The 23,829-nt window shown below is 51.7% G+C and carries 16 protein-coding genes; 9 read left to right on the forward strand and 7 right to left on the reverse strand.

Annotated elements, in window-relative coordinates; genetic code table 11:
• Positions 1-133 precede the first annotated feature (133 nt).
• Complete coding sequence (locus CSQ88_RS11130; RefSeq protein WP_099398177.1) at positions 134-1,576, forward strand: bifunctional diguanylate cyclase/phosphodiesterase; 1,443 nt, start codon at positions 134-136, stop codon at positions 1,574-1,576.
• Between the two features lie 379 nt (positions 1,577-1,955).
• Entirely contained in the window at positions 1,956-3,011 is a 1,056-nt protein-coding gene (locus tag CSQ88_RS11135) for an extracellular solute-binding protein (protein WP_099398178.1), read from the forward strand.
• Between the two features lie 137 nt (positions 3,012-3,148).
• On the opposite strand, the gene CSQ88_RS23375 is transcribed toward CSQ88_RS11135, so the two are convergent.
• From CSQ88_RS23375 to rsgA, 3 genes are all read right to left on the reverse strand, one after another.
• A complete protein-coding gene (locus CSQ88_RS23375; RefSeq protein ID WP_257212566.1) occupies positions 3,149-3,274 on the reverse strand; it encodes a hypothetical protein in 126 nt (41 codons plus the stop codon).
• A gap of 101 nt (positions 3,275-3,375) precedes the next feature.
• Positions 3,376-3,846, reverse strand: coding sequence for a DUF1097 domain-containing protein (locus CSQ88_RS11140; protein WP_099398209.1), 471 nt, complete (start codon positions 3,844-3,846; stop codon positions 3,376-3,378).
• Between the two features lie 253 nt (positions 3,847-4,099).
• A complete protein-coding gene (gene rsgA, locus CSQ88_RS11145; RefSeq protein ID WP_099398179.1) occupies positions 4,100-5,161 on the reverse strand; it encodes a ribosome small subunit-dependent GTPase A in 1,062 nt (353 codons plus the stop codon).
• 969 nt (positions 5,162-6,130) lie between these two features.
• Here rsgA and mgtE point away from each other — a divergent pair.
• Positions 6,131-7,507: a magnesium transporter gene (gene mgtE, locus CSQ88_RS11150; protein WP_099398180.1), complete on the forward strand. Its 1,377-nt coding sequence runs from the start codon at positions 6,131-6,133 to the stop codon at positions 7,505-7,507.
• A gap of 66 nt (positions 7,508-7,573) precedes the next feature.
• Here the strand turns inward: mgtE and CSQ88_RS11155 are convergent, their stop codons facing one another.
• Positions 7,574-8,596: a hypothetical protein gene (locus CSQ88_RS11155; RefSeq protein ID WP_099398181.1), complete on the reverse strand. Its 1,023-nt coding sequence runs from the start codon at positions 8,594-8,596 to the stop codon at positions 7,574-7,576.
• 464 nt (positions 8,597-9,060) lie between these two features.
• Between CSQ88_RS11155 and CSQ88_RS11160 the strand changes: the two genes are divergently transcribed.
• Complete coding sequence (locus CSQ88_RS11160; RefSeq protein WP_099398182.1) at positions 9,061-9,270, forward strand: hypothetical protein; 210 nt, start codon at positions 9,061-9,063, stop codon at positions 9,268-9,270.
• A 39-nt stretch (positions 9,271-9,309) separates the two neighbouring features.
• Here the strand turns inward: CSQ88_RS11160 and sbcC are convergent, their stop codons facing one another.
• The 3 genes from sbcC to CSQ88_RS11175 all read right to left on the reverse strand — a co-directional run bounded on the left by sbcC (position 9,310) and on the right by CSQ88_RS11175 (position 14,738).
• On the reverse strand, positions 9,310-12,711 hold the full coding sequence (sbcC, locus tag CSQ88_RS11165) for an exonuclease subunit SbcC (RefSeq protein ID WP_099398183.1): 3,402 nt from the start codon (positions 12,709-12,711) through the stop codon (positions 9,310-9,312).
• Positions 12,708-14,012 carry an exonuclease subunit SbcD gene (gene sbcD, locus CSQ88_RS11170; protein WP_257212567.1) on the reverse strand — a complete coding sequence of 435 codons (1,305 nt, stop codon included), beginning with the start codon at positions 14,010-14,012 and terminating at the stop codon, positions 12,708-12,710. Before sbcD ends, sbcC begins: the two co-directional genes overlap by 4 nt.
• A gap of 381 nt (positions 14,013-14,393) precedes the next feature.
• The gene (locus tag CSQ88_RS11175) at positions 14,394-14,738 is read right to left on the reverse strand and encodes a YkgJ family cysteine cluster protein (protein ID WP_099398185.1); all 345 of its coding nucleotides are present in this window, start codon (positions 14,736-14,738) and stop codon (positions 14,394-14,396) included.
• An 89-nt stretch (positions 14,739-14,827) separates the two neighbouring features.
• On the opposite strand from CSQ88_RS11175, the gene CSQ88_RS11180 reads away from it, so the two are divergent.
• From CSQ88_RS11180 to CSQ88_RS11200, 5 genes are all read left to right on the forward strand, one after another.
• Entirely contained in the window at positions 14,828-15,415 is a 588-nt protein-coding gene (locus tag CSQ88_RS11180; protein WP_143449468.1) for a HutD family protein, read from the forward strand.
• A gap of 172 nt (positions 15,416-15,587) precedes the next feature.
• A complete protein-coding gene (locus CSQ88_RS11185) occupies positions 15,588-18,362 on the forward strand; it encodes a collagenase (RefSeq protein ID WP_099398187.1) in 2,775 nt (924 codons plus the stop codon).
• Positions 18,363-18,861: 499 nt separating this feature from the next.
• Complete coding sequence (locus CSQ88_RS11190; RefSeq protein WP_180273631.1) at positions 18,862-20,178, forward strand: sodium-dependent transporter; 1,317 nt, start codon at positions 18,862-18,864, stop codon at positions 20,176-20,178.
• Between the two features lie 445 nt (positions 20,179-20,623).
• Positions 20,624-21,940, forward strand: coding sequence for a sodium-dependent transporter (locus CSQ88_RS11195; RefSeq protein ID WP_099398188.1), 1,317 nt, complete (start codon positions 20,624-20,626; stop codon positions 21,938-21,940).
• 395 nt (positions 21,941-22,335) lie between these two features.
• On the forward strand, positions 22,336-23,649 hold the full coding sequence (locus CSQ88_RS11200) for a sodium-dependent transporter (RefSeq protein ID WP_099398189.1): 1,314 nt from the start codon (positions 22,336-22,338) through the stop codon (positions 23,647-23,649).
• Positions 23,650-23,829: the final 180 nt, after the last annotated feature.

Genomic DNA, 23,829 nt, shown 5'->3' on the forward strand with positions numbered 1-23,829 from the left:
AGTCAGATATTCGAATCGAATCTTCCAAATGTGCAGCTCTGCTCGCCATACTTCATGATTAATGAAAAAAAGAAATTATCTATCAATTATCCATCATTTGACTATAAAGTGAACAGCATTGGGGCAGAGCCTGATGTCGCGCTCGATGTTACGCGGATTATTCACGCTATTGCATATTTGCACCGTAAAAGATCAGCACGGAGAAGTACTGCAATTTGTGCAAACGTTCTCTGATATCTCGGCCATCCGGAAGGCCGAGCGGCAGCTGCTGCATCTGGCCTACCATGATCCGCTGACCGGCCTTGGTAATCGTTATCTGCTTGATCAGAATCTTGAAAGCGAATTAGCCAGAGCATTAAGCCATAAGCGGATTGTGGCGATTATGTTTATTGATCTGGATGGGTTTAAAGCGATTAATGATTCTTTAGGCCACCATATTGGTGATCGCGTTATTCAGGAAGCCGCAGGCCGGATTGTTCGCCAGATCCGCCGCCACGATGAGGCCGTCCGCCTTGGCGGGGACGAGTTTGTGGTGATGATTCCTGATGTGCTTTCTTCTGGCGAAGGCCTGCTGGTGGCTAATAAAATTTTAAGATCAATCTCTGCCCCCATGCAGATAGACGAACAAAAACTGGTGATTGGGGCCAGCATCGGCGTGGCGTTTTTTCCGCAGGATGGCCAGACACTGAGCGATTTACTCAGCGCTGCAGACAGCGCAATGTACGAGGCCAAACGGCAGGGCAAGGGCAGGGTCTGTGCTTATTCAAGCGATTTAGTCGAAAACGTTCGCACCCGGCTCAATTTAGAGCAGGGCATGCACGGCGCATTGCAAAGAAACGAATTCGTTCAGCCGGTCATTGATTTATATGAATCCCGTTTAATGGGGTTTGAAGCGCTGATTCGCTGGAATCACCCGGAATTTGGTTTACTTTTCCCGGATAAATTTATCAGCATTGCCGAAGACACAGGTTTAATTGAATCGATTGGCAGCTGGGTATTGGATCAGGCTGCTGCGCAGATAAAAAAATGGGCGCAGCCGGGGCGGGATGATTTATTTATGGCGGTTAATGTTTCGGCAAGGCAGTTTCGCGGCAACTATTTTTTAAATGAATTAAAAACAGTGATCCAGCGCCATAATATTTTGCCTGAACAAATAGAAATCACCGAATCAATGCTGCAGGATTTTCACAGTATCAGAAAAATGGTGCTGGGCATGCGTGAATTAGGGGTAAGTGTAGCAATTGAAGATTTCGGCAACGGCTATTCATCACTGGCCCTGCTTAAATATCTGCCTGTTAGCCGAATTAAAATTGACCGCTCTTTTGTTATTTCCCTGCCGGGTACTGCACGCGATGTGGGGCTGTTTTCGGCCATTATGCAAATGGCGAACAGCTTGGAGCTGAATGTAACTGCAGAAGGCGTAGAAACATTTGATCAGTCACAAATCTTACGCACCATGGGCTATCCGGCAGTGCAGGGGTATTTCTGGGGGCGGCCTAAGGCCGCTGAAGATTATGATGAAGCGTGGATTAAAAACAGCAGCGTAAGCGGTTACTTTTTGGCCGAAAATAAATAAGCTGATCCGCACTTTATATCGGCATGTTTTAAACGGCATGAATAAAGACGGGGCCCGGTATTTTATATTTAATATTTTCCTCCTTAAGCAAAAAACGGCATTGTGATTTTTTTTAAATAAAAGACAGATTCAGGCTGACTGTGCCATTTTTTTGTTTTTTAAGACGGGTATCTGCAATATTTATAAATGTTTATATATCACGACAGATGAAAATTCTTCGTGTAAAAAATGACAAATCACTTTATGATTGCTATTGCAATTTTCTTGAGTTCCTTAGTTTGGCACTTTATAATTAAATACAGGTTTTTTTATATATTTTCTTTTAATTTGCTGCTTGGGGACGGATTTTTTCGTAAATCCACCTGGATTGAGAGTCAAAATGAAACGCTTCTTTTTGCGTTCGGTGTTTGGGTTGCTGTGTGTCAGTGCATCATCTGCTGCGTGGGCTGCTGAAGTTTTGCGTGTTTTAGCATGGCCGGGCTATGCAGACGGTGACTGGGTAAGCGAGTTTGAAAAGCGCTTCGATGCACGCGTTGAAGTGACTTTTATCGATACAGACGAGGCGCTGTGGGACAAGCTGAGCAAAAACCGCGGGGAAAACTTTGATGTTTTTGCCGCCAATACGGCAGAAATGCAGCGCTATATTGATCAGGCCATTGCCGCTCCAATTAAATCAGCACGTATTCCGAATACTAAAAAACAATTACCCCGGTTCAGACGGGTGGAAAAAATACCCAGTATTAACCGGGATGGGTATCTATATGCTATTCCTTTTGTCTATTCTGAAATGGGCCTGATTTACGATAAAAAACAAATGAAGCAAGCGCCTGTTTCAATGAATGAATTATGGAATAAAAAATATCTTGGTAAAGTTGTTTTACATGATGGCAGTAATCATAATTTTAGTTTTACTGCCCTGACCATCGGAATTAAAGATCCGTTTAATTTAAATAAACAAGAAATGGCACGCTCGGTAAACAGGCTGCTGGAGCTGCGTGATCAGAAACCATTTTTTTACAACAGCCCGGAAGAAGGCACTCAGGCTTTTATAAAAAACAAAGCCGCCTTAATGTTTGCAAACTATGGCATGCAGCAGCTTAAATTATTGCGCGCTGCCGGGGCGGATGTGGGTTATATCGTGCCAAAAGAAGGCGCTCTGGCATGGCTGGATTGCTGGGCAATCAGTATTAAGGCAAAAAATAAACCGCTGGCAGAAAACTGGATTAATTTTATGCTGGATAAATCGGTGAGTAATGAATTAACACAGCGGCAAGGCCTGGCCAATACGCTGAGTAAATCTAATTTATCCGCACGCGATAAAATTATCTGGATTCAATCATCCGAAAATTTTGCTTTGCGATCGCAGTATTGGGATCGTATCCGTGCGGGCAATGCCAGAAATGGTAATAGCAGGCCAAAAAAGCCAACTGTATAAGCTGGGTTTTAATATAAATATTTGATTATATCTGCTTCAGAATACCTGTTCTGGCTGGCTTTATTTGCGTGGGGCAGATCAAGCATGGCGTCCGGCAGCGAACGCCTCGCGGATAGGTTTACAAAGGTTTTTCAAACTTATTTAGCGAGCAAAGGCAGGGCATCGCCAGCGTGTTTTTTAATCTGTTTAGCTGCTTTCTTTTCTTTGGCACTCAGCAGCGGTTGCTTCTTTGATTCTTTGAGGGTTTGCTTAGACTTACTCATGGCATGGCTCCTGTTGGGCACTGGCAAATGCACAGTACACATTCAGTATAGGCCGATGTAAGAGATATAAAAGCCAGAATTAAGGAAATATGTGCCTTGATTTAATCTTTATTTGAGTGGCGATCAAAGCGTGCTGCCAGCCACAAGCCACTGTTTTTCATGGCAAAACCAAAAATCAGCCCCATCAGTAGTGAGGCACTCACAAGTTGCCAGTTGCCATTTGCTGCAAAAGTGGCACATGCGCCAATAAATGTGCCTGGTATAAAACCCAGCCAGCGCTGTTTAGCCTGAATACACATCAGAAACGCCACCACGCCAGTCAGCAGATAGCCTGCAATCTCAAGGTGAGGCGCAATCGCGCTGCCCTGAATAATCACCATGGCCCAAAATACACCGCTGCAGCAGCTTAAGGCGCTGAGCAGCAGGCCGCGTACGCCGCCTTGCGGGCAGGCAAAATAAGCCGTGCAGCCTAAAAATCCTGTCCAGCTTAATAAGCCCAAAGAAACAGCCGCCCAGCCCCAAAGGCCGGAAAGCACGCCCGTGGTGATGGCAATCATGAGAAGAGGATTCATTGTTTTCAGCAAAAAAGGCCGCAGTGTAGCGGATTAAGCGGCTTTCTTTTTGATCAGGATCTAGTTTTTACGAGGCATTACGACAGGCGGCGCGGGCTGCCAGCTATTGGTTTAAGCAATGAGGTACGAAACGCCTAGCGCTTCGTACCTGCTGATTGCATGTGATTTTAAGTGAGCAGAGCGGCCTTTATCTGCCCGTCAGGCGCTAAAGACCATTGGGCTGTGGGTGGTGTGCCCAGCCGCCCGGTGAGGCTTAATCGATATGGCTTTTCCTTTTATTTCTGGCGCTTTTGCTGATGATTTTCCATTTGGCCAGCTGTGCTTGTTTTTGCAAGGGCGTCTGGCTTTCTCTGCTTTGCTCCCGCAGCAGTTTATGAAAGCTTTTTAGCCTGTCGCTGCTGATTTGCCCGCGCACAGCGCAGCCAGGCTCATCCTGATGCTGGCAATCCCTGAAGCGGCAAAGGGCGGCCTGCGCCGTAATATCGGCAAAAGCGGCGTGGATGCCTGCTTCATCGCTATCCAGGCTGATAGTGCGCAAGCCCGGCGTATCAATAATGCAAGCGCCATTGGGGCAAAGGTGCAGACTGCGCGAGGTGGTGGTGTGCCGCCCCCGGCTATCATCCATGCGCACTGCACCCGTGTCCTGTACCCGGGCGCTGATCAGGGTGTTGGTCAGTGTGCTTTTACCTGCGCCGGATGAGCCAAGCAGCACCACGGTCTGGCCTGCAGCCAGCCAGGGTAATAAAGCTTCTCTTGCTGAATCTCCCCGGCCATCCAGCGCTAGCAGGCCGATATGGGCGGGCAGGTGGGCACGGGCCAGAGCCATTTTTTCTGCCGCCTGTGGTGAGCAATCGGCCTTGCTGAGCACCAGCAGCGGGGTTACATCATTGGCGATGCAAAGGGTGAGATAGCGATCCAGGCGGCGCAAATTAAAATCGTGATCCAGCCCCATTACCAGCAGGGCCAGATCAATATTGGCGACCAAAGCTTGTTTTTGCCCTTCGGCATTACGGCGGCTGAGGCGATTTTTTGCCGGAAGAATGCTTTCTATCCATGCGTGATCCTGCTGGCTGAACAGCACCCAATCGCCCACGGCCAGCGTTTCAGCACGGCTTTGCAGCGCGTGATAAAGCGCAGGCCGCAGCTGTGCAGGCTGTTCAGATGCGCCATCGTGCAGCATAAAGCGATCACGCTGAATATTGCTGATTCGGGCCAGCTGCAGCGGGCTGTCTGGCTCTGATTGAATGAGGTGAAATGCTTGTAAAGCGTGCTGGTCGAAACCGATCGCACGCAATTTTTCTATAGAGGGGTACATGGTCTTATCCGAAAGACGAGTCAAAAAGCCTAGCGCAGCTCAGTGGCTGCCAGGCAAGAAGCCGGACCGGTCGGATAAAAGAGGCGGTTTATGCCTTGCTGATATATCCGACCGCAGTAGAAATAGGCGCAGATGTATTCATGGCTTGCCTCCGGTCAGTGAATGGAAATGGCAATTTAGGCTGGCTTGCCGCCAGGGTCAAGCAGGATGAGGAAGACTGTTGCAAAGATGTTGAAAGCATTTATGTCTGGGGCTTAACTTAATGATCCGTACTTTCGCTGAAAAATGAATCTATATCTTTACCCAAATTGCATTATCTGGTTTTCATAAGGCATTGATTTATTGAGTGAATAAATGCTGATCGGGTAGTTTTTGGGTTGAATATTCAGGTGATATTTACAATATGACGATCATTTAGCTCAGATACTGAAAGTGGTACTAATACGCCTACCGGCCAAAGTAAAAATAATGATAAAAAGCGCCCCGCAGGGATGATCTTAATGAGATTAATTTCTTTTTAGCGAGGGTCTGTTGACGTTTCATTCACGGCTGCGTTTGGCCCAGTTTTGGGGCTGAACAAGGAGAAAATTGTGACATGGTACGAGTACCATGAGCGATTTTTAACGCAGTGCAGCCCCAAAAATGGGCTAAACCCGAAGGGCTGAGCCGGAAAATGGCCATTCACTGCGTTATGCTCCTCGACAATAACCCGTTATTGCCTTCGTCGCATGCCTTGTGCCTGGCCGTTTTCCGGCTCAGCGCAATTGTGAATGAAACGTCAACAGACCCTAGCATCTGCCCTTTTTTAAATACAGGAAACCCGAAGCAAGATGGACCCAGAGCCCCCTAGTTGTTGTTTTGACTGGCTGTCACTTTTTAAAATTATTCCGGCATTGCGCGGAAGGCCTCCCCTCGTTTAAAAATTGAGTGGTGTCCTGAAGCGCGCTGCCGCTGAAGGATATCGACTCTATGAAGCACCATGAATTATCAAACGCCATTCAGGCTATGCTGCGCCAATACGATAGCCAGGCCTTTGCCAGGCTTGCCCGCAGCACCCCTCTGGCCGATATGGCCGATGTTTTAGAAGCTCACCCCATCGCGCAAATTGCGCAATTATTGCGTGCGCTTGATCCTGCCTCCCGCTGCGCTTTGTTTGCCCATTTTGCGGCCCCTGTACAAGACAAAATTCTCTCTGCTTTACCTGCAGATATCGTGGTTAATTTGTTTGAGCTGCTGGCTTCAGATAAACGCGCCGATATTTTTAACCGCTTAAATGCAGAAAAAAAAGAGCTGCTGCTGCCTGCGCTGGCCAAGGCAGAGCGCGACGATATTCTGAATCTGGCGTCTTTTCCTGAAGGCTCGGTGGGCTCTGCCACCACTTCTGAATATGCCACCATCACATCGCAGCAGACGGCAGAGCAGGCTTTGCTGTCCCTGCGCCAGGGCGCGCCGGATAAAGAAACCATTTATGTGGTGTATGTGGTGAATGAGGGCAGGCAGTTACTGGGTACGGTTTCCTTGCGGGAATTAGTGCTGGCAAGGCCAGAGATGCGGGTGGATGAAATGATGAAAACCAATTCGGTTTTTGCCCGTGCAGATTGGCCAGCCGCAGAGGCTGCCGAGCTGATCCGCCGCTATGATTTACTGGCAATACCCGTGCTGGATCAGGGCGAGCGCATGATCGGCATCATGACCGTTGATGATGCGATGGATATTGAAAAAGAGCAGGACGCAACGCGCTTGTCTCAGTTTGGCGGTACCGCATCGGGCGGCGGGGCGGATCTTAGCCTGCGTGATTCAAGCATCCGGCAATTATTTAAAGTGCGGGTGCTGTGGCTGATTATCCTTACCGGTTTTGGCATCATCACCAGTACCTTTGTATCGCAGCAGGCAGATTTAATCAGCGAAGTGATTATTCTGGCCGCGTTTTTGGCGCCCATTGTGGATATGGGCGGCAACACCGGCAGCCAGTCTGCCACCCTGGTGCTGCGCGCCATGGCTCTTGGTGAAGTGCGCCTCTGCTGGAAAGACGTCTGGTTTGTGATTAAGCGTGAAATTCCTGTGGCTTTGGCGATTGCCATTGTGATTGGTATTCTGGAAACCATACTGGCTTATTTCAGCAAGGACGCAATGAACTTTGACATCCTGATGGTGATTGGTCTGAGCATGATGGTTTGTACAGCTGCAGGCGGCATTATTGGTGCGCTGCTGCCTTTCGGTGCCCGCCTGATGCGTGCGGACCCGGCGACGCTGAGTGCGCCACTGATTACATCCATCATGGATTTACTGGGCGTCTTTATTTACTTTGGCTTTGCTTATGCTTTCCTCGGGCATCTGATCCAGTAATTTAGCCTGCAGTCATTGTTTTACAGGGGGCGCAATTGCGCCCTCTGTTGTTTTTAAAGAAATCATTCAGGCGGCTGGTTTGGTGGCCAGATCAATCTGGCGCACGCTGCCTGCCCCGCCATGCTCGCCAAGCCATACGCTGCTGGCGCGAATCTGGCCAAGTAGCTGCTCATTTTCTTTAATGCCATATTCCGTTTGCACACTGGCGGTGGCCATGGCACCTACGCCAGCTTGCGCCAGCGTTTGCACCCGTCCGGCAGGCTGATCACCGCTTTGCCAGAGTTTCAGATCTTTATAAGCCGCATCGCCTTCGTCTATCCAGCCATTGTGGTCCTCATCCAGCCTGGCCAAATCACTAAAGCCATTACCGCTTTGCGGGCCAAACAGCTCGCTGCCATTATCGGCAATGCCATTTTTGTTTTTGTCAAAGAACAGCAGGCCAGAGCTGGCGTCAGGCAGGCGCATGCTTTCTTTTTTACCATCATTATCTAAATCAAAATCCACACTTTGCTGACTGAGCTTCGTGGTGGCCGGCCCCATATCAATCACCAGCGGGTCTTTTAATGTAAGCCACTCTGCACCCAGTATTTTAGTGCTCTCGCTGCTTTGGGCATTTTGATAAGCAACGTCAAATTGCCGCGTGCTGCCATCTTGCAGGCAAACCTTGCCGCTGGCATTAAAGCTGCAGCTCTCACTGGTCTTTGTATGCTCAACAGCCAGCACTTGCAGGGTAATGGGTTGTGGTTTGGGCGTGGCCGGGCTGCCGGCACCGGGCGCCGCCGCCGTGGATTTGTCCGGGCAAGCGGCCACGGGCTGGCTGCTGCTGTGATTGCCAAACAGCATTTCCCATAAAGATTGAAAACGCTGAGCCTGGCTTTTATCCACCGCCTGCAAGGCTTCTTCCTGCTTAGCGTCTGCTTGCGGCAGAACGTGGGCAAGGGCGGATAATTCCTGCTTAAAAAACGCTGAAAACGGGGTTTGCGATGGATCTGCCGAAGCGGACCCTTCCGCCATTTGCAAGGATTTCCAGCTTTCGCTGCTGCTGGCCTGGTGGCTGGTGAGCTTTAAATCACTCTGCTCGATACGCATGATATTTCCCTTTAGTGAATGCAGAAGGAAAGATGCGATCAGCATGATTTATGCCAGAGGGGATGAGAGGTGGGCTATTAAGTCATTTAGCCATTTTGCTTAAGAGTGGGCATCCGCGCTATAGCAAAAAGATCATTTTAGTGCCTTCGGCACGTTGATTTTGGTGCGGGCGTCCCGCTGGGCCTTCCTTTCTTGCGCGGCCAAGAAACGAAGTCAAGCCGCAACCCCAAAAGCACGAAGGTCCCTCACTGCGGATAATCGGCTCGGCGAAAAAGGCTGCTCGGGAGCAAGCCCGCTACCCCTTTTCCGGCTCAGCCCCATCGCTGAGCGAGGAAAACCCCTCGCACGCAGAGGGTTGACTGCATTTTTGGGGCTGCACATCGTTAAAAATCGCTAATGGTACTCGTGCCATGTCGCAATTTTTGCCTTGTTCAGCCCCAAAACTGCAGCCAACGCAGCCGTGAATGAAACGTCAACAGACCCTAGGTGTTGCGATAAAAACAACTTTGCTTAGGTTGAAATTACTCAAAACCCAATTAACAGCTCTATTCAAAATGGTTCTCTCAGTGAAACTCCGTGGTTCAAGATTTGGGTTGTCGTTGCGTAACATCAGTGATGTAAAAGCAAACTGGTTCGCGCAAATGGGCTTTCACCCTGCCTACAAAACTGTTTAACTTGGCGCACGTTGACACAAACCCGTGCCCACTCTGCATTTACCCTCCTGAAAACGCGTACTGCTTATCCATCTGGCTGAGCCCCAGCCCTGCTGATTTATGGATTTTCAGCTGCACGGGGATGCGTTCTTTCAGGGCTTCTACGTGGCTGATGATGCCTATCATTTTGCCGCTGGCGTTGAGATGGTCGAGCGCGTCGAGGGCGATTTCCAGTGTTTCGCCGTCCAGCGTACCAAAGCCTTCGTCTAAAAACAGCGAGTCAATCGATGTTTTGTGGCTCACCAGATCAGACAGCGCCAGGGCCAGAGCCAGGCTGACTAAAAAGCTTTCGCCGCCCGATAATGTTTTTGTGTCTCGTGCCACATCGCCTTGCCATGTGTCGATAATCCCCAGCTCCAGCTCGCCTGTGCTTTTACGCATCAGTTGGTAGCGGCCATGCAGGCGCTCCAGCTGACGATTTGCAAGATGAATCAGATGATCCAGCGTTAAGCCCTGTGCAAATTTACGATACTTTGCACCATCGGCCGAGCCAATCAGGCTGTTGAGATGCTGCCAGTAATCGTAATCCACACTCATGGCTGCAATCTCTGCAAACAGGGCTGCCTGGCCGCTGCGCCTTGTATCGTCACCCAGCAATGCCCCGCGAATTTCGCCCTGGCGCTGCGCCAGCCGGCTGATTTCTGCGCTGAGGCTGGCCAGCTGCTCATCCAGCTCAGGGATTTCAAGCGTTGTTTTGGCCTCTGCCTGCAGCGGCGTTACGATTTGCTCCGCGCTGCTGAGCAAGGTGCTGGCGCTGATCAGTGCGGTATCGAGCTGCTGTTTGAGCGCGCTTAATGCATTGCGCTGATCGTCTTCAAGGCGTGCGGCCATAAATGCCGCTTCATCCGCAAAAGGGCTGGCAGCCAGCGCGGCCTGCCATGCACGGCTGGCGTGCTGCAGCTGCTCCTCATGCTCTTGCCTGCGCTTTTGCAGGGTGATTTCACGGCCTTTTTGCTGATTAATCTGCTCTTGCAGGCGGTTGATATGCGAGATGCACGCGGCTAAATCGGCTGCAGGCTGAGGTGAGGCGGGCAGGGGGGCCTGTGCTGCCGCGCCCGTATCCTGCCAGCATTTTTGCCAAGTGTTTTTTGCCTCTTCAGCGGCATTGACGGCCTGCTGCTGAACAATTAAATCTTGTGCCAGCTTTTGCAACTGTTGCTGCGCGGCTTGCCAGCCTTGCCATAGTGATTCTTGCGCCTGCAGCCATGTCTTGCTGTCAGCAGGAAGTTTCTGATCGGGCAGAGAGCACCGCAATGCTTCGGTTTCTGTGCTTATTTGTTCGGCCAGCCTGTTTTTTCTCTGGTTTAAATCTTGCAGATGGGCCTGTGCGTTTTCCAGCTTTTGCGTCAGCAGTTGCAAAGCTTGCTGGCTGTCGCTTAGTGCTTTTTCAGCGGCCAGCCTTACTTTTTGCGCTTCTTCCAGCTGCGCCTTCATTTGGGCCAGCTGGTTTAAAGTGGCGTCTGCATCCTGCACGGCTGCGGCGTTTTGCTGGCTGAGTGCGGCTAAATCAGGTGCGGGAGCAGCCAGCTTGCTGCAGAGCAGATGCCATTGCTGCAGCTGCTCTGCGGCTTGTATTGAGAAGTTGTTTTGTTGAGATTGAAGCGCGCCGATTTCTGCTTCCAGCCGGGTGAGATCAAGCTTGAGCGCCTGCCCCTCTTCAGTAAGCTTTTCCAGCTCTGCCTGTTTGGCCTCCATTGCTGCTGCGGTGGCAGAAACATTCAGCGCCTCGTAATCATGAATGGCCGGATGCTCATGAGACCCGCAGAGTGGGCACGCTTCTCCGGCTTGCAATTGCTGGCGGTAGGCTTCCAGCCCTTGAATGCGTTGTTCTTGTTCCAGTAGTTTTTTCTTATCGTTCAGCTGTTGTTTTAAATCGCTGAATGTCAGCCTGAGCGTTGCCAGCGCCTGCTCTTTCTGGCTTACCATGGTCTGCTTTTCGGCCAGCGTGGTGGCCAGCAGTGCAGATTGCTGCTGTGTTTTTTGGTTGCTGATTTCCAGCTCGGCCAGCTTAGCGATATCTGCGCCACGCGCAAGTAAGCTTTGTTTCTGCTCCCAAAAAGCAGCTTCGTCTTTGCCCGCAAGTAAAGCCTGCCATGCCGCTTGCGCGGTGTTTTCTGCCAGCCCGGCCGCCTGGCTTTCTGCTCGCTGGTTACTGACGCTTAGAGTGCTTGCCGCTTGTTGCTCAATCAGTGCCTGGATATTTTGCTGATTGATCTCTGCTTCCAGCTTGCTCATCCCGCTTGCCAGATTATTTAAGCTTAAAAATTGTGCCCGCCAGCCCACCAGTTGCTCACCCAGTTTTGCGTGCTCGGGGCGCTGGCTGCTGATTAATGCGCTTTGCGCGGCCTGGGTCTGGCTAAACCGGGCGCGGCTTTGCTGGCTTTGTTGCATCGCCAGTTGTTGCGCCTGCCAGAGTCTCGCCCGGTGTTCTTCAAGGGCGCTGTTTTGCTCTGCGCTCAGCTGCAGCAGCTCTTGCCCGGTATGGGCGAGTGCCTTTGTGGCCTGGCTTAGCGTGCTGTATGGCAATTGCAGTTTGGCCGCTGGCTCGCTTCGGGCAAGCTGATCCAGCTGCGGCTCTGCGCTGGTAAGTGCAGCAAGGGCTTCTTGCTGGCGGGATTGAGCCTCAGCATGCTGGCGATTGGCTTTACTTAGTGCTTCGCGCCACTGGCGGTTGATTTGCACCTGGCTTAGCTGACTTTGCAGCGCTTGCCCGCTATGGGCTAAGTCAGATGCTTCCTGGTGTAAGCCGCTGCGCTGCTCTTCGCTCAGCAGCTCTACACCCGATGCTTTGGCACGCAGCTGATCGAGCGCTTGCTTGCTGCTGCGGGTTTGCTCAAACACAGATTGCGAAATCTGGCCGTAAATATCGGTGCCGGTTAGCTCTTCTAAAAGCTCGGCGCGCTCGTTGGCGGCGGCATTTAAAAAGGCCGCAAAGCCACCCTGTGCCAGCAGCATGGATTTGGTAAAGCGGCCAAAATCAAGGCCGGTCAGGCCTTCTGTGAGTCTGAGCTTTTCATTAATCTTATCGCTGAGAATTTGCCCGTTGGCGTCTGCCAGCTCCACTCTGGGCGCTTGCAATGCGCCGCTGGCCAGATTACGCGCACGGCGCTGGCTCCAGAAAGCACGGTAGCGGCTGCCTTTCACTTCAAACTCGACTTCTGCAAGGCAATCGCTGGTGTGGCGGGTCATCAGTTCATTGCTGCTGGCCGAAATACTGCTCATGCGCGGCGTTTGGTGATAGAGCGCCAGGCAGATGGCGTCCAGCAGGGTGGTTTTACCCGCGCCGGTGGGGCCGGTAATGGCAAACAGGCCGTTATCTTTAAAGGGCGCGGCGGTGAAATCGATTTTCCACTCGCCTTTTAAAGAGTTCAGGTTTTTTAAACGCAGGCTAAGCAGCTTCATGCCTTGCCCTCCTGCAATAGGGTGACGGTTTGTGCATAGCGTTTTTCCAGCTGGATCAGGAGCGGCGCTTCGATTTCTTCGCTGGCGATACGCTGGGCAAATACATCGGCAGGGCTGAGCTCGGCCAGTGTTTCCTTGCTGTCTGCTTGCCAGGTGCTGGCCGCATTGCCGCGCTCTCTGCGGATGCGCAGCACTTCTATTTGCGTGTCTTTTGTCAGTACTTCTATGCGGCTTTGTAAGTCGCTAAGGTAATCATCGCTACTGACCAGCACTTCCAGCCAGATGGATTCGTTTTTTTCGAGAGCGCTGATGGCTAATTCCAGCTCAGCCAGATTGCCGCGCAGAGAGATCAGTTGCTGAGAGCGGGGAATGGTGAGCGGCTCAACCGCTTGCAGGCCCTCATTATTTAAGCTAACCAGCAGCACTTCTTTGACCTGCTTAGCTTCATCAAAGCTCAGTGGAATCGGCGAGCCGCAGTAGCGGATATGCTCAAAGCCGCCGACTTTTTGCGGGCGGTGAATATGCCCCAGCGCAATATAGTCAGCAGGTGGAAAGGCGCTGGTGGGGAAGGCTTCCAGCGCGCCAACATAAATCTCCCTCACCGATTCACTGGCGCTTGCGCCAACGGTGGTGAGATGGCCGGTGGCGATAATGGGCAGGGTGGTCAATCCAAGCTCGTTTCGCACATCCAGAGCACGCTGATACAGCGTTTGATAGTGCTGAAAAATACCTGCTTGCAGGCTGAGCTGCTTTTCATCGCTGCTTTGTCCCGCCACGCTTTGCTGCACATCGCGCGCGCGGATAAAGGGTATCGCACATAAAACCGCCCCGGCGCTGCCGTCTTTTTGCCTGAGCAGCAAAACCTGTTCGCCAGCATCGGCCGCCACGCCAGGGATCACACTGGTGTTTAGCTCAGCAAGCAGCGATTTGCTTTCGCCTAAGGTGGCTACCGAGTCATGATTCCCGCCCAAAATAATCAGCCTCGTGCCGGTTTTGCTGAGGGCCACAATAAAGTGGTTGTAAAGCTCGCGGGCATAGCTGGGCGGCGAGCCGGTATCGAAAATATCCCCGGCCACTAAAATAGCATCGGCATTGTGGGTAATCGCAGCGGCCAGCAGCCAGTCTAAAAAAGCCTGATGCTCAGCCTGGCGTGTCTTGCCCATAAAATGCTGGCCCAGATGCCAGTCCGAGGTGTGGATGATTTTCATAGGTGGGGAGTGGTCATTCAGGATGAGGGGATTATGAAGGCTGGCGGGAAGGGTGTCTTGCTTACAGGCACTAAAACCCAAGTCTTGAACCACGGAGGCCCCAGAGAGCACGGAGTTTCACGGAGGAAAACATGACTTGAGTTCAGTTATTTTTAGGTTTTGAATGTGTTAAAACCCTGTTATTAGAATTCGTATCACTGCTCATGGCACGGGGCTTAAATCACCCCTTGAAACACGCCAGCTCCGAACAAGCGGGGCGGGGGATCGCTTGGGAGCGAGGCAGCGAGCCAATCCCGCCTGCCGCCGACTCGATTGGACCGCAGAAGGAGCTTTCGTGCTTTGAGTTTGTGGCTTGGCTTCGTTTCTTGGCCGTTCAAGAAAGGAAGGCCCCTGCGGTGGCAACCGCTCCAAAATTAACGTGCCGAAGGCACTAAAAAGATGATCTCTGCGTAGCATCAGTTCTCTAATCTAACATCAGCAAAGTATTTCGGCAGCTTCTTTGGGCTGATCAATTATCGGGCTTAGATTATGCGCCCGCCTTGCCTTATTACATTGCTCATCCCCTGCCATGACTTCTTTACACGTACTTGAGCGCTGCTCATAGATGCTGCAGCTGACCTTCTCACCTACTTTTCCTGTTAATGCCACGCAGCGGCTGGGGTGCTGGTCTGTGCCGCGCATGGCAACATAAATAGAATGGATAGGGATGGTTAAGCGGGCTGGCACGCTGCCGCCCTGGGCCGCATCGCTTTCACCCCAATAGAATGAAACACGGAAATGGGTGCAGCATGCGCCACAGCTTTGGCAATGATCGCTCATGGTTGTATTTGAGTCTGCTGATCAGATGATAATGGTTGTCAGGTTTTAGACAGTGTATTGTGGATTAACTTAATTAGGTGAAATTTAAAATGCCCAAAATAATACAAAAAAAGAATTTACCCGTGCAAGCCTGGAAAAACGGCGGGGGAATGACGTCAGAGATTGTTATTTTTCCGAAAGACGCATCGCTGGATCATTTTGACTGGCGTATCAGCATGGCCACGATAGGGCTTGATGGTGGCTTTTCAGAATTTGCAGGCGTTGACCGCAGCCTGGCTATTGTGGCGGGGAAGGGGGTAAGCCTGCAATTTGGCAAGGGCGGGCCGCAGACTCTGATGCCCCAAGATCAGCCGCTGCGTTTTGCCGGCGAGGCTAAGGTGCATGCCCGCCTGCTGCAGGGCGAAGTGATTGATTTTAATGTGATGACAAGGCGCAGCAGCTATCGCCATTTATTGCGCCAGCAGGTTTTTAGCATGCCGGAAACCTGGGTTTTTGCGGGTGAAAGTGGCCTCTTATTTTTGGCCGGAGGTGAATCTGTTTTATGCCAGAAGGGCGGGCAGCAGTTTGTTTTAAAGGCGATGGATAGTTTGTTGTTAAGTGCAGACGATGCAGGTGAATGGCTTTTGGTGCCTTATGGGGAGGTGTGTCTCTTTTTTACTGATTTTAATAAAGTGTGATTAAGCGTTAAATCAATATCCCAATAAGCAATTGTGCTTACAATTATTTATGTATTTACTTTCTATTTAATTGAGGTTTTCTTTCTTTAATATTTAAATGTGTTTATTTAAATAAATCACAAGTACATAATGATGTTCTAATTTTGTAAGTATTACTAATTGGAGCTGATTTATGCGCATTAAAAAAGTAATAAATAAGCGAAGTACACAGGCTGCTGTATTGGCAATTGCTCTTGCCAGCATCATGGCCGCATGTGTAACAACGGGAGGCGAAAACACCGCAGAATCTGCCCCGCCACCCGCTGCCAGCCAGCAGGGGAAATCAGAGCATGCCCCTGTTCTGGGTGAGCAGCCCAGCCATCCGTTTGGCCTGCCGCCACAGGCCGGGGCAAAAGGAATGCCTGATCATCCACAGGTATCAGCCTTGCAAAAAGGCGTGGCGGCAGCGCCGCTTTATGCAGAATGCGATCAGCGATTATTTTCTTTATCGGGCGCGGCACTGGCCAGCTATGTGGCGACGGTAGAAGGGCGCTGTATTAACCGGCTTTTTGAGGCCGATGCGGCAACTTATCCGGTGATTTCGGCTGCAAATATGCAGGCGGTGGCAAAAGAAGCCCGCTTGCGCGCTCGCCAGTGGAATCCGGCCAAGCCCAATGGCCTTTGGCCTCTGGCCACATTTTTAAAAGCGGGTTATTTCACCCAGTACAGCCATGCCAGAGAAGTGGGCGAATACGGGCGCACAGTGGATCAGCCCGTTATGCAGGTGGTGAGCGCGCTGGCGGATAACCCGGCGATCTGGTTAAACCCTGCAGAGGATGAATCTCAATCCAGTGATGCATGGGAGCGCCAGAATGATGCGCGGCAAAGTGTCAGCGAAACCATGATTCTGGCCGATTCGGTGCGCCAGCCTGAATATGCATTGCCATTACTTAGCGCTTTTTTTGGCCGCTATCAGGGGCAGTTTAAGCAAAGCTATGCTCAATATGCTTTGCATCCTGTGCAAACCACTTTGTTTAATCTGCATGGCCAGAGTGGCTTTGATCAGAAAGCAGAATCAGGCCAGCTTGATGGTTTAGTTAAGTCTCTGGCGGCGATTGTGCGCCAGGGCAGCTCTGCTTTTGCAGATGAGCAGATGTTTTTAAATACACTGCGTGAAACTGGCCGCTTTATGCTTTACCCAAGAACCACGCCGCTTGCCGAGCCTGCTGTGGCGCAGCATCTGAATTCAGAGCGTTATTCAGCGGCATGGGCCGAGGCGGTTTATGCGCTGAAAAAAATCGCCAAAGTGCCTTGCGATCGTTACAACATTTGCAATGCCGAAGCCGAGCTGAAAGCCCGCTTATTTCCTAATCGCTGGGCATTTGATAATGGCAATCTGGTTTTTGAAACGCCGCTTAGCCGCAAGCAGGTAGAGCCGCTTTATTACGCTATGAAGCAGGTTGAGGCGCAGCTTAAGCGGGTAAGTGGCGTAAGCCAGCCGGTAAAAGATGATCCAAATGCACGTTTACGTATGGTGATTTACGGTACAAAAACCGATTATGGCCGCTATCAGGGCTTACTGAATGATTTATCTACCGATAACGGGGGTATTTATATTGAAAATGGCGCTACTTTTTATACCTTTGAGCGCACCAGCCAGGAAAGTACGCTGTCTTTAGAAGAGCTGGTCCGCCACGAATATGTGCATTATTTATCCGGCCGCTTTATTCAGCCAGGCATGTGGGGCTCCAGCGAATTCTTCCGCGACAGCCGCCGTATGCCTTGGTATGACGAAGGCTTTGCCGAGTTTATGGCGTGGAGCACCTCGCGTGAGGGCATTAAAGTACGTGGCCATGTAGTGGATGTGGTGGCGAATAACTGGCCGGCCAGCTTTCAGACCCCCGCGCAAATTATGCGTTCAAGCTATAGCGATGGCTGGGATTTCTACAGTCATTCGGCGCTGTGGTTCTACTTCTTGCATCGCAATGAGCCGGGCATTCTGGCCGATGTATTGCAGCAATTGCGTAACGATGATGTAAAAGGCTTTGATGCTCTGGTGAAACGCCTCGGCGCTGATACGGCTTTAAGTGCCCGCTTTAAAGAGTTTGTAGCGCAGCAAGTTGAATTGCAAAAGGCTGGCCAGCTGGGGGATACCTCCACCATCGAGGGCCAGGACTGGCTGGCGCAATCGGCATGGCAGTTAAGTGATGTGGCGCATATTCAATCTTTAATGGGCAAAGCGCTGCCGCTGGCCTGCCGCGTATGGGCAGAGGGCGCGGGCAGTGAGCTGCGCCGTTTTGAATGCACAGGACAAACCGCTATTCGTGCCAGTACGCTGACAGAAGCGCATCAGGAAAGCGATGTATTACTAAATAACGCACTGAAAAACCTGCAAGGCAGCGCCAATAATATGCTGGCGGTTAACTGCTTTGCCAGTGATTATCAGCTGGATGCGCATCGTGCCGCCCTGCGCTGCGAAGGCCCGCTGGCCAATGGCACGGGGCCCGTCCCGACGGCTGTGCCTGTTGAGCCGCCAACCCGCCCGACTGCAACGCCTGTGCCAACCAGCCCGCCAGTCCGCCCAACTGCGGTGCCAACACCTAAGCCGACCAGCCCGCCAACGCGGCCTACTGCAGTGCCAACTACGGTGCCCACCCTGCCGCCAGTTAATCCAAATAATCTGGCCTTATTACAAACGCGCTTTAGCAGTGCAGGGCGCTGCCTGCGGGTTACCCTGGCCGCTAATCAGCAGCTTGATCGCTTTGTGCTGCTGAATTCAGCCAAGCTGGGGCGGATTAATTTTGCTGAATATGGCAGCTTTACTTACCGCCGCGATGCCGATCAGGCCGGGCTGGCAGACAGCATTACCGTTCGCCTGCAGCGCGGTACGCAATTTAAAGATATTCGGGTGGTGCTGGATGCAAAACCTGTGAATCAAAGTGAAGAGGCCTGCTGGGCCGGGGCTTAAGCGTATTGGATGAAATCAGGGCAGCTGCTGCCCTGGTTTTATTTTTTATCGCAGGGCAGGCCTTGGCGGACCGGCGTTTATTCTGGGTCTTATTACCAGAAACAGTCTTGATGATTAGAAAACATCAAGGCTGTTTTTAGCCCTTTATATGGGCTTTTACTGGTTTTAACTGCTTGTAATAAAAGATTTTTTACTGCTTTTAAAATGGCCATTAAACAAGGGCTCTGAATAAGAGCATGGCCGTGCTTCAGCAAACCCATGACTTTTTTCTGGCTTGACAGCCCACCGCTGCACGGTCGAAGATGCGCTCACTATGATGAATCTGAACCGCGTTTATTCTTATTATTATCTGGCTTGCCCACTGGCAGCCCGATGGGTCGCGTTCATCTGAAACACACAGATTAAAGCATCCAAGGCCGCCAAATCAGGCGGCCTTTTTGCATTTATGGCCTGCCTGATTTGCTGGTTCCTGAGCTTAAAAAAAATTAAGGACCACATCATGACTACTCGCTCTAACTGGGGCTCTAAGCTGGGATTTATCCTTGCCGCGGCAGGCTCGGCCATTGGCCTTGGGGCTATTTGGAAATTCCCTTACGTGACGGCCATGAATGGCGGTGGCGTGTTTTTATTGCTGTTTTTATTCTTTAGCTTCACCCTGGGCCTAGCCCAAATGGTGGTGGAATTTACCCTGGGCCGTAGCGCGCAAACCGGCCCGGTAGGGATGTTTCGCAAGCTGGCGGGTAAATCCTGGCCGCTGATTGGCATGATGGGGATTTTCGCAGGCTTTGTGCTCTACAGCTTTTACAGCGTAGTGGGCGGCTGGACGCTGGCTTACCTTGCGCTGGCTATAGATGGCTCGGTGCTGACCACCGACACTAAGGTGCTAAAAGATACTTTCGAGCATTATGTATCCAATCCTTTCTGGCCGATTCTGACCCACGGCGCTTTTGTACTGGCAACGCTGGGCATTGTGATTGGCGGTATCGAAAAAGGGATTGAGCGCGCCAGCAAATTGCTGATGCCCGGTCTCTTTATCATCATGCTGATTTTGATTGCCCGCTCTTTGACGCTGCCAGGTGCATGGCAGGGCGTGGTGGCCTTCTTTGCGCCTGATTTCTCTAAACTGACTCCGGCCATGGTGGTGGATGCATTGGGGCTGGCGTTTTTCTCGCTGTCTTTAGGCACGGGCGGCATGATTGCTTACGGCTCTTATGTCAAACAAGAAACACCGGTATTGCACTCGGCAGCTTGGGTGGTGGGCCTGTCTTGTACCGTGGCGATCTTGGCCGGGCTGATGATTTTCCCTGCGCTGTTTGCCTTTAAGCTGGATCCAAGCGCAGGCCCGGGCCTGACCTTTATGACTATGCCGGTGGTGTTTGCCAGCCTGCCCTTCGGCCAAATCTTTGCCATCGCCTTCTTTGCCCTGCTTTCGGTGGCCGCGCTGACGTCATCTGTTTCTATGCTCGAGCTGATCGCTACGCTCTTTCTGGATGAATACAAACTGCCACGTCGCAAAGTGATTCTGGCTTTGTCTTTGGCAGTTTTCCTCTGCGGTATCCCCGCATCGCTGTCTTTTGGCCCATGGGCAGATGTGAAATTCTTTGGCAAAACCATTTTTGATCTGATGGATTACAGCGTCTCCAATGTGATGATGCCACTGGGCGGAATCGGCGTGGCCCTCTTCGCAGGCTGGCGCGTATGGCCACTATTGGAAGAACACTCCGGCTTGGCTGGCCTGCCCCTCTTCGGCCTGAAATGGAGCTGCCGCGTAGTCGCCCCTTTATCTATTGCAGTGATTTTGGTGAAGAATCTGTAAGTGATGCTAAAACCCAAATCTTGAACCAAGGAGAACACAGAGAACACGGAGTTTCACGGAGAAAAATCTTTTTGAGTTGAATATATATTTTGGGTTTAAGTATTGTCAATCTTAGCCCCAGTTGGGGACATTCCGGCTCATTGCAGGGAGCTTAAGAGTCCCCTTGAAACACGCCGGAGAGAGGAACAAGCGGGGCGGGGTTTCGGCCAGGGGCAGCGAGGCACGAGCGAGTCCCGCTCGCCGCCGACTCGATTGTCCGCAGCGCAGGGGCTTTCGTGTTTCGTGGGGTCGCCTTCTTTGCTTACTTTCTTGGCGAAGCAAGAAAGTAAGTCCCACGCGGGGGATTCCCGCACCTGAAACACTGTGCCGACGGCACTTAAAAAAGCCTTGTTTTAGATTTGCATAGAGCTCCCGGGCTCATTTATTAAAAAACGCAGGATGTTTTATGACAACACGTAATGCTTGGGGCTCGCGTTTGGGCTTTATTTTGGCGGCGGCTGGCTCGGCCATTGGGCTGGGGGCAATCTGGAAGTTTCCTTATGTCACGGCCATGAATGGTGGCGGGGCGTTTTTGCTGTTGTTTCTGATTTTTAGCTTTACCCTGGGCCTCGCGCTGATGATGGCCGAGATTGCCTTAGGCCGCTCGGCCGCCAACGGCGCGGTGGGCGCGTTTAAAAAAGTGGGTGGCAAGCACTGGGCGCTCCTGGGCCTTTTGGGAGTGATCGCAGGCTTTGTGCTGTTTTCATTTTATAGTGTGGTGGGCGGCTGGACTTTTGCCTACCTTGGCAAGGCCATTGATGGCAGCGTACTCAGTGCCGATCCAAAAGCATTAGAAGCGATGTTTGGCAGCTTTGTATCTGATCCGGTGAAACCCCTGATTACCCACGCGCTGTTTACGCTGGCCACTTTGGGCATTGTGCTGGGCGGCATCGAAAAAGGCATAGAGCGGGCAGGCAAGGTGCTTATGCCGGCGCTGTTTATTATTATGCTGATCCTGATGGTGCGCTCTTTAACGCTGCCGGGCGCATGGGCCGGAGTGGTGCAGTTTTTAGCGCCAGACTGGAGCCGCGTTAATCCGGCTATGGTGGTTGAAGCCTTGGGGCTGGCGTTTTTCTCGCTGTCTTTGGGCGTGGGGGCGATGGTGGCTTATGGCTCTTATATGCATTCCAGCGAAGAAATTCTTTCCGCATCGCTGTGGGTGGTGTTTCTGGCTGTGATGATTGCGCTCTTAGCAGGGCTGATGATTTTCCCTGCGGTGGCGGCTTTTGGCTTAAACCCGGCGGCAGGGCCAGGGCTCACCTTTATGACCATGCCGGTGGTGTTTATGCATCTGCCTTTGGGGCAATTGTTTGCCGTTGCTTTTTTTGCTTTGCTGGCCATGGCTGCTTTGTCTTCATCCGTGGCCATGCTGGAGCTGATTGCTATCTGGTTTATTGACGATCTGAAGCTGCCGCGCCGCCCTGTCTTGATTGGCATCGCGCTGGCGGTGTTCTTATGCGGTATTCCCGCTTCGTGGTCGTTTGGTATCTGGTCTGATGTGCGCATCTTTGGCAAAAGCATTTTTGATGCGATGGATTACTTTGTATCCAACCTGGCCATGCCTGTGGGCGGGATTGGCCTCGCATTACTCGCTGGCTGGAAAGCAGGCGACACGCTGGTGGATGAAGTCGGTTTGCAAGGCTGGAAACGGCAAGCATGGCTGATGACCTGCCGCTATCTTGCGCCTGTGCTGATTACCACGGTGCTGGTGAAAAATCTGTAAACACTTGCTGCAACGCAAAATTACTGCTTGACTATCAGGCAGCTTACAAGGCATTCTAAAAAGCATGAATACAAATATGATCAATTTCTTTGCAGGCTGGTGGCGCTTCTAATTTGAGCGGCACCGTTGATCTATGGGGCCGCCGAAAGGGCGGCCTTTGTTTTTTGCTCGCGCATTCGGTGGCAGATATACTTGGTAAATGGCTTTTGGCTTGGTTCAGATAACGTCCCACTACAAAATGTCGTCATTCCCGCGTGCTTTTGGCGGGAAACTAGCTATTCTGCTGGATCCCCGATAAAGACACTCGGGGATGACGCTTTTGTGTTGCTAGGTCCAACGGGAAATTATTTTGAGCCACATCCTTAGTGCTTATTTGCCGCTACTAGGAATAGCGCATGTCTCGTTCGCAATGGAGCTCTAAACTCGGCTTTATTCTTGCCTCCGCAGGGGCCACCGTCGGCTTAGGCTCAATCTGGAAATTCCCCTACGTTACCGCCATGAATGGTGGTGGTGCGTTTCTGTTGATCTTTGTACTGATCACTTTTACCCTGGGCATTGCGCTGATGCTGGCCGAAATCGCCATTGGCCGTGCTGCTGCATGTGGTGCTGTGGGCGCGTTTAAAAAGCTGGGCGGGAAGGGATGGTCGGCCGTTGGTTATATCGGTGTACTCTGCGGCTTAACGGTGTTTTCTTTCTATAGCGTGGTGGGCGGCTGGACCATCGGCTATTTGCTGCGTGCCATCGATGGCCGCGTCATGAGCAACGATCCCAAGGCCCTGGGCGCTTTATTCGGGCAGTATGTTTCCAGCCCGGTTGAACCGATTATCACCCACGCCCTGTTTGCCCTGCTTACCCTGATTGTGGTGATGTCCGGCATTCAAAAAGGCATAGAGCGGGCAGGCAAGATACTGATGCCTGCCTTATTTTTGCTGATGCTGGGTCTGATTGTCCGCTCTCTCACTTTGCCGGGAGCAGGGGCTGGCGTGCTGGCGTTTTTAGCGCCGGATTTCTCTAAAGTAAACTCAAAAATGCTGGTCGATGCGCTGGGCCTAGCGTTTTTCTCGCTATCAGTAGGCGCGGGCTGCATGCTGGCTTATGGCTCCTATCTTGGGCGTGATGTGAAGCTCACCAATGCCGCGATGTGGGTCACCGGTTTAACCACGATGACCTCCATCCTAGCTGGCCTGATGATTTTCCCGGCTATTACCGCCTTTGGCCTGGATGCCGCAGCAGGCCCGGGCCTTACCTATATGACCATGCCGGTGGTGTTTAACCATCTGCCATTTGGCCAATTTTTTGCCTCGGCTTTCTTTGCCCTGCTGCTGGTCGCGGCGCTTACCTCATCGGTGTCTTTGCTGGAGCTGGTGGCGGTGTACCCGATTGATGAATGGAATCTGCCACGCAAAGCCACCACCGGTGTGATTACTCTGCTGGTGTTTCTTGCAGGCGTGCCAGCCTCGCTCTCATTTGGTGTGCTGGGCGAATACAAATGGTTTGGCCGCAATGTGTTCGAGCTGATGGATTACAGCGCATCCAATATCCTGCTGCCGCTGGGTGGCATTGGCACAGCGCTATTTGCAGGCTGGAGAATCTGGCCCGTGATCGAAGCCGAGCTGGAGCTCAGTCCCGTTTTAAACTGCGGCATGAAGTGGATGTGCCGCATTGTTGCCCCAGCGCTGATTGCTCTGATTCTGGTTTACAACTTGTAAGGAGCGGGTTGCAGACTGATTAATCAAGTAAACGAACCCGTCATCCACTAGTGAATTTATCGGGGATCCAGTTCAGTGCATGATGGATCAATCTATGCAGGCTTTACGGTTTGGATAACCTTACCGTTTATCCCCGATCCAGTAGCACAAGCTTGTGAGTGCGCTGTGGATAAGTAGCGC

Origin of the sequence: Iodobacter sp. BJB302 (assembly GCF_002735645.1) — a bacterium.
GTDB lineage: Bacteria > Pseudomonadota > Gammaproteobacteria > Burkholderiales > Chitinibacteraceae > Iodobacter.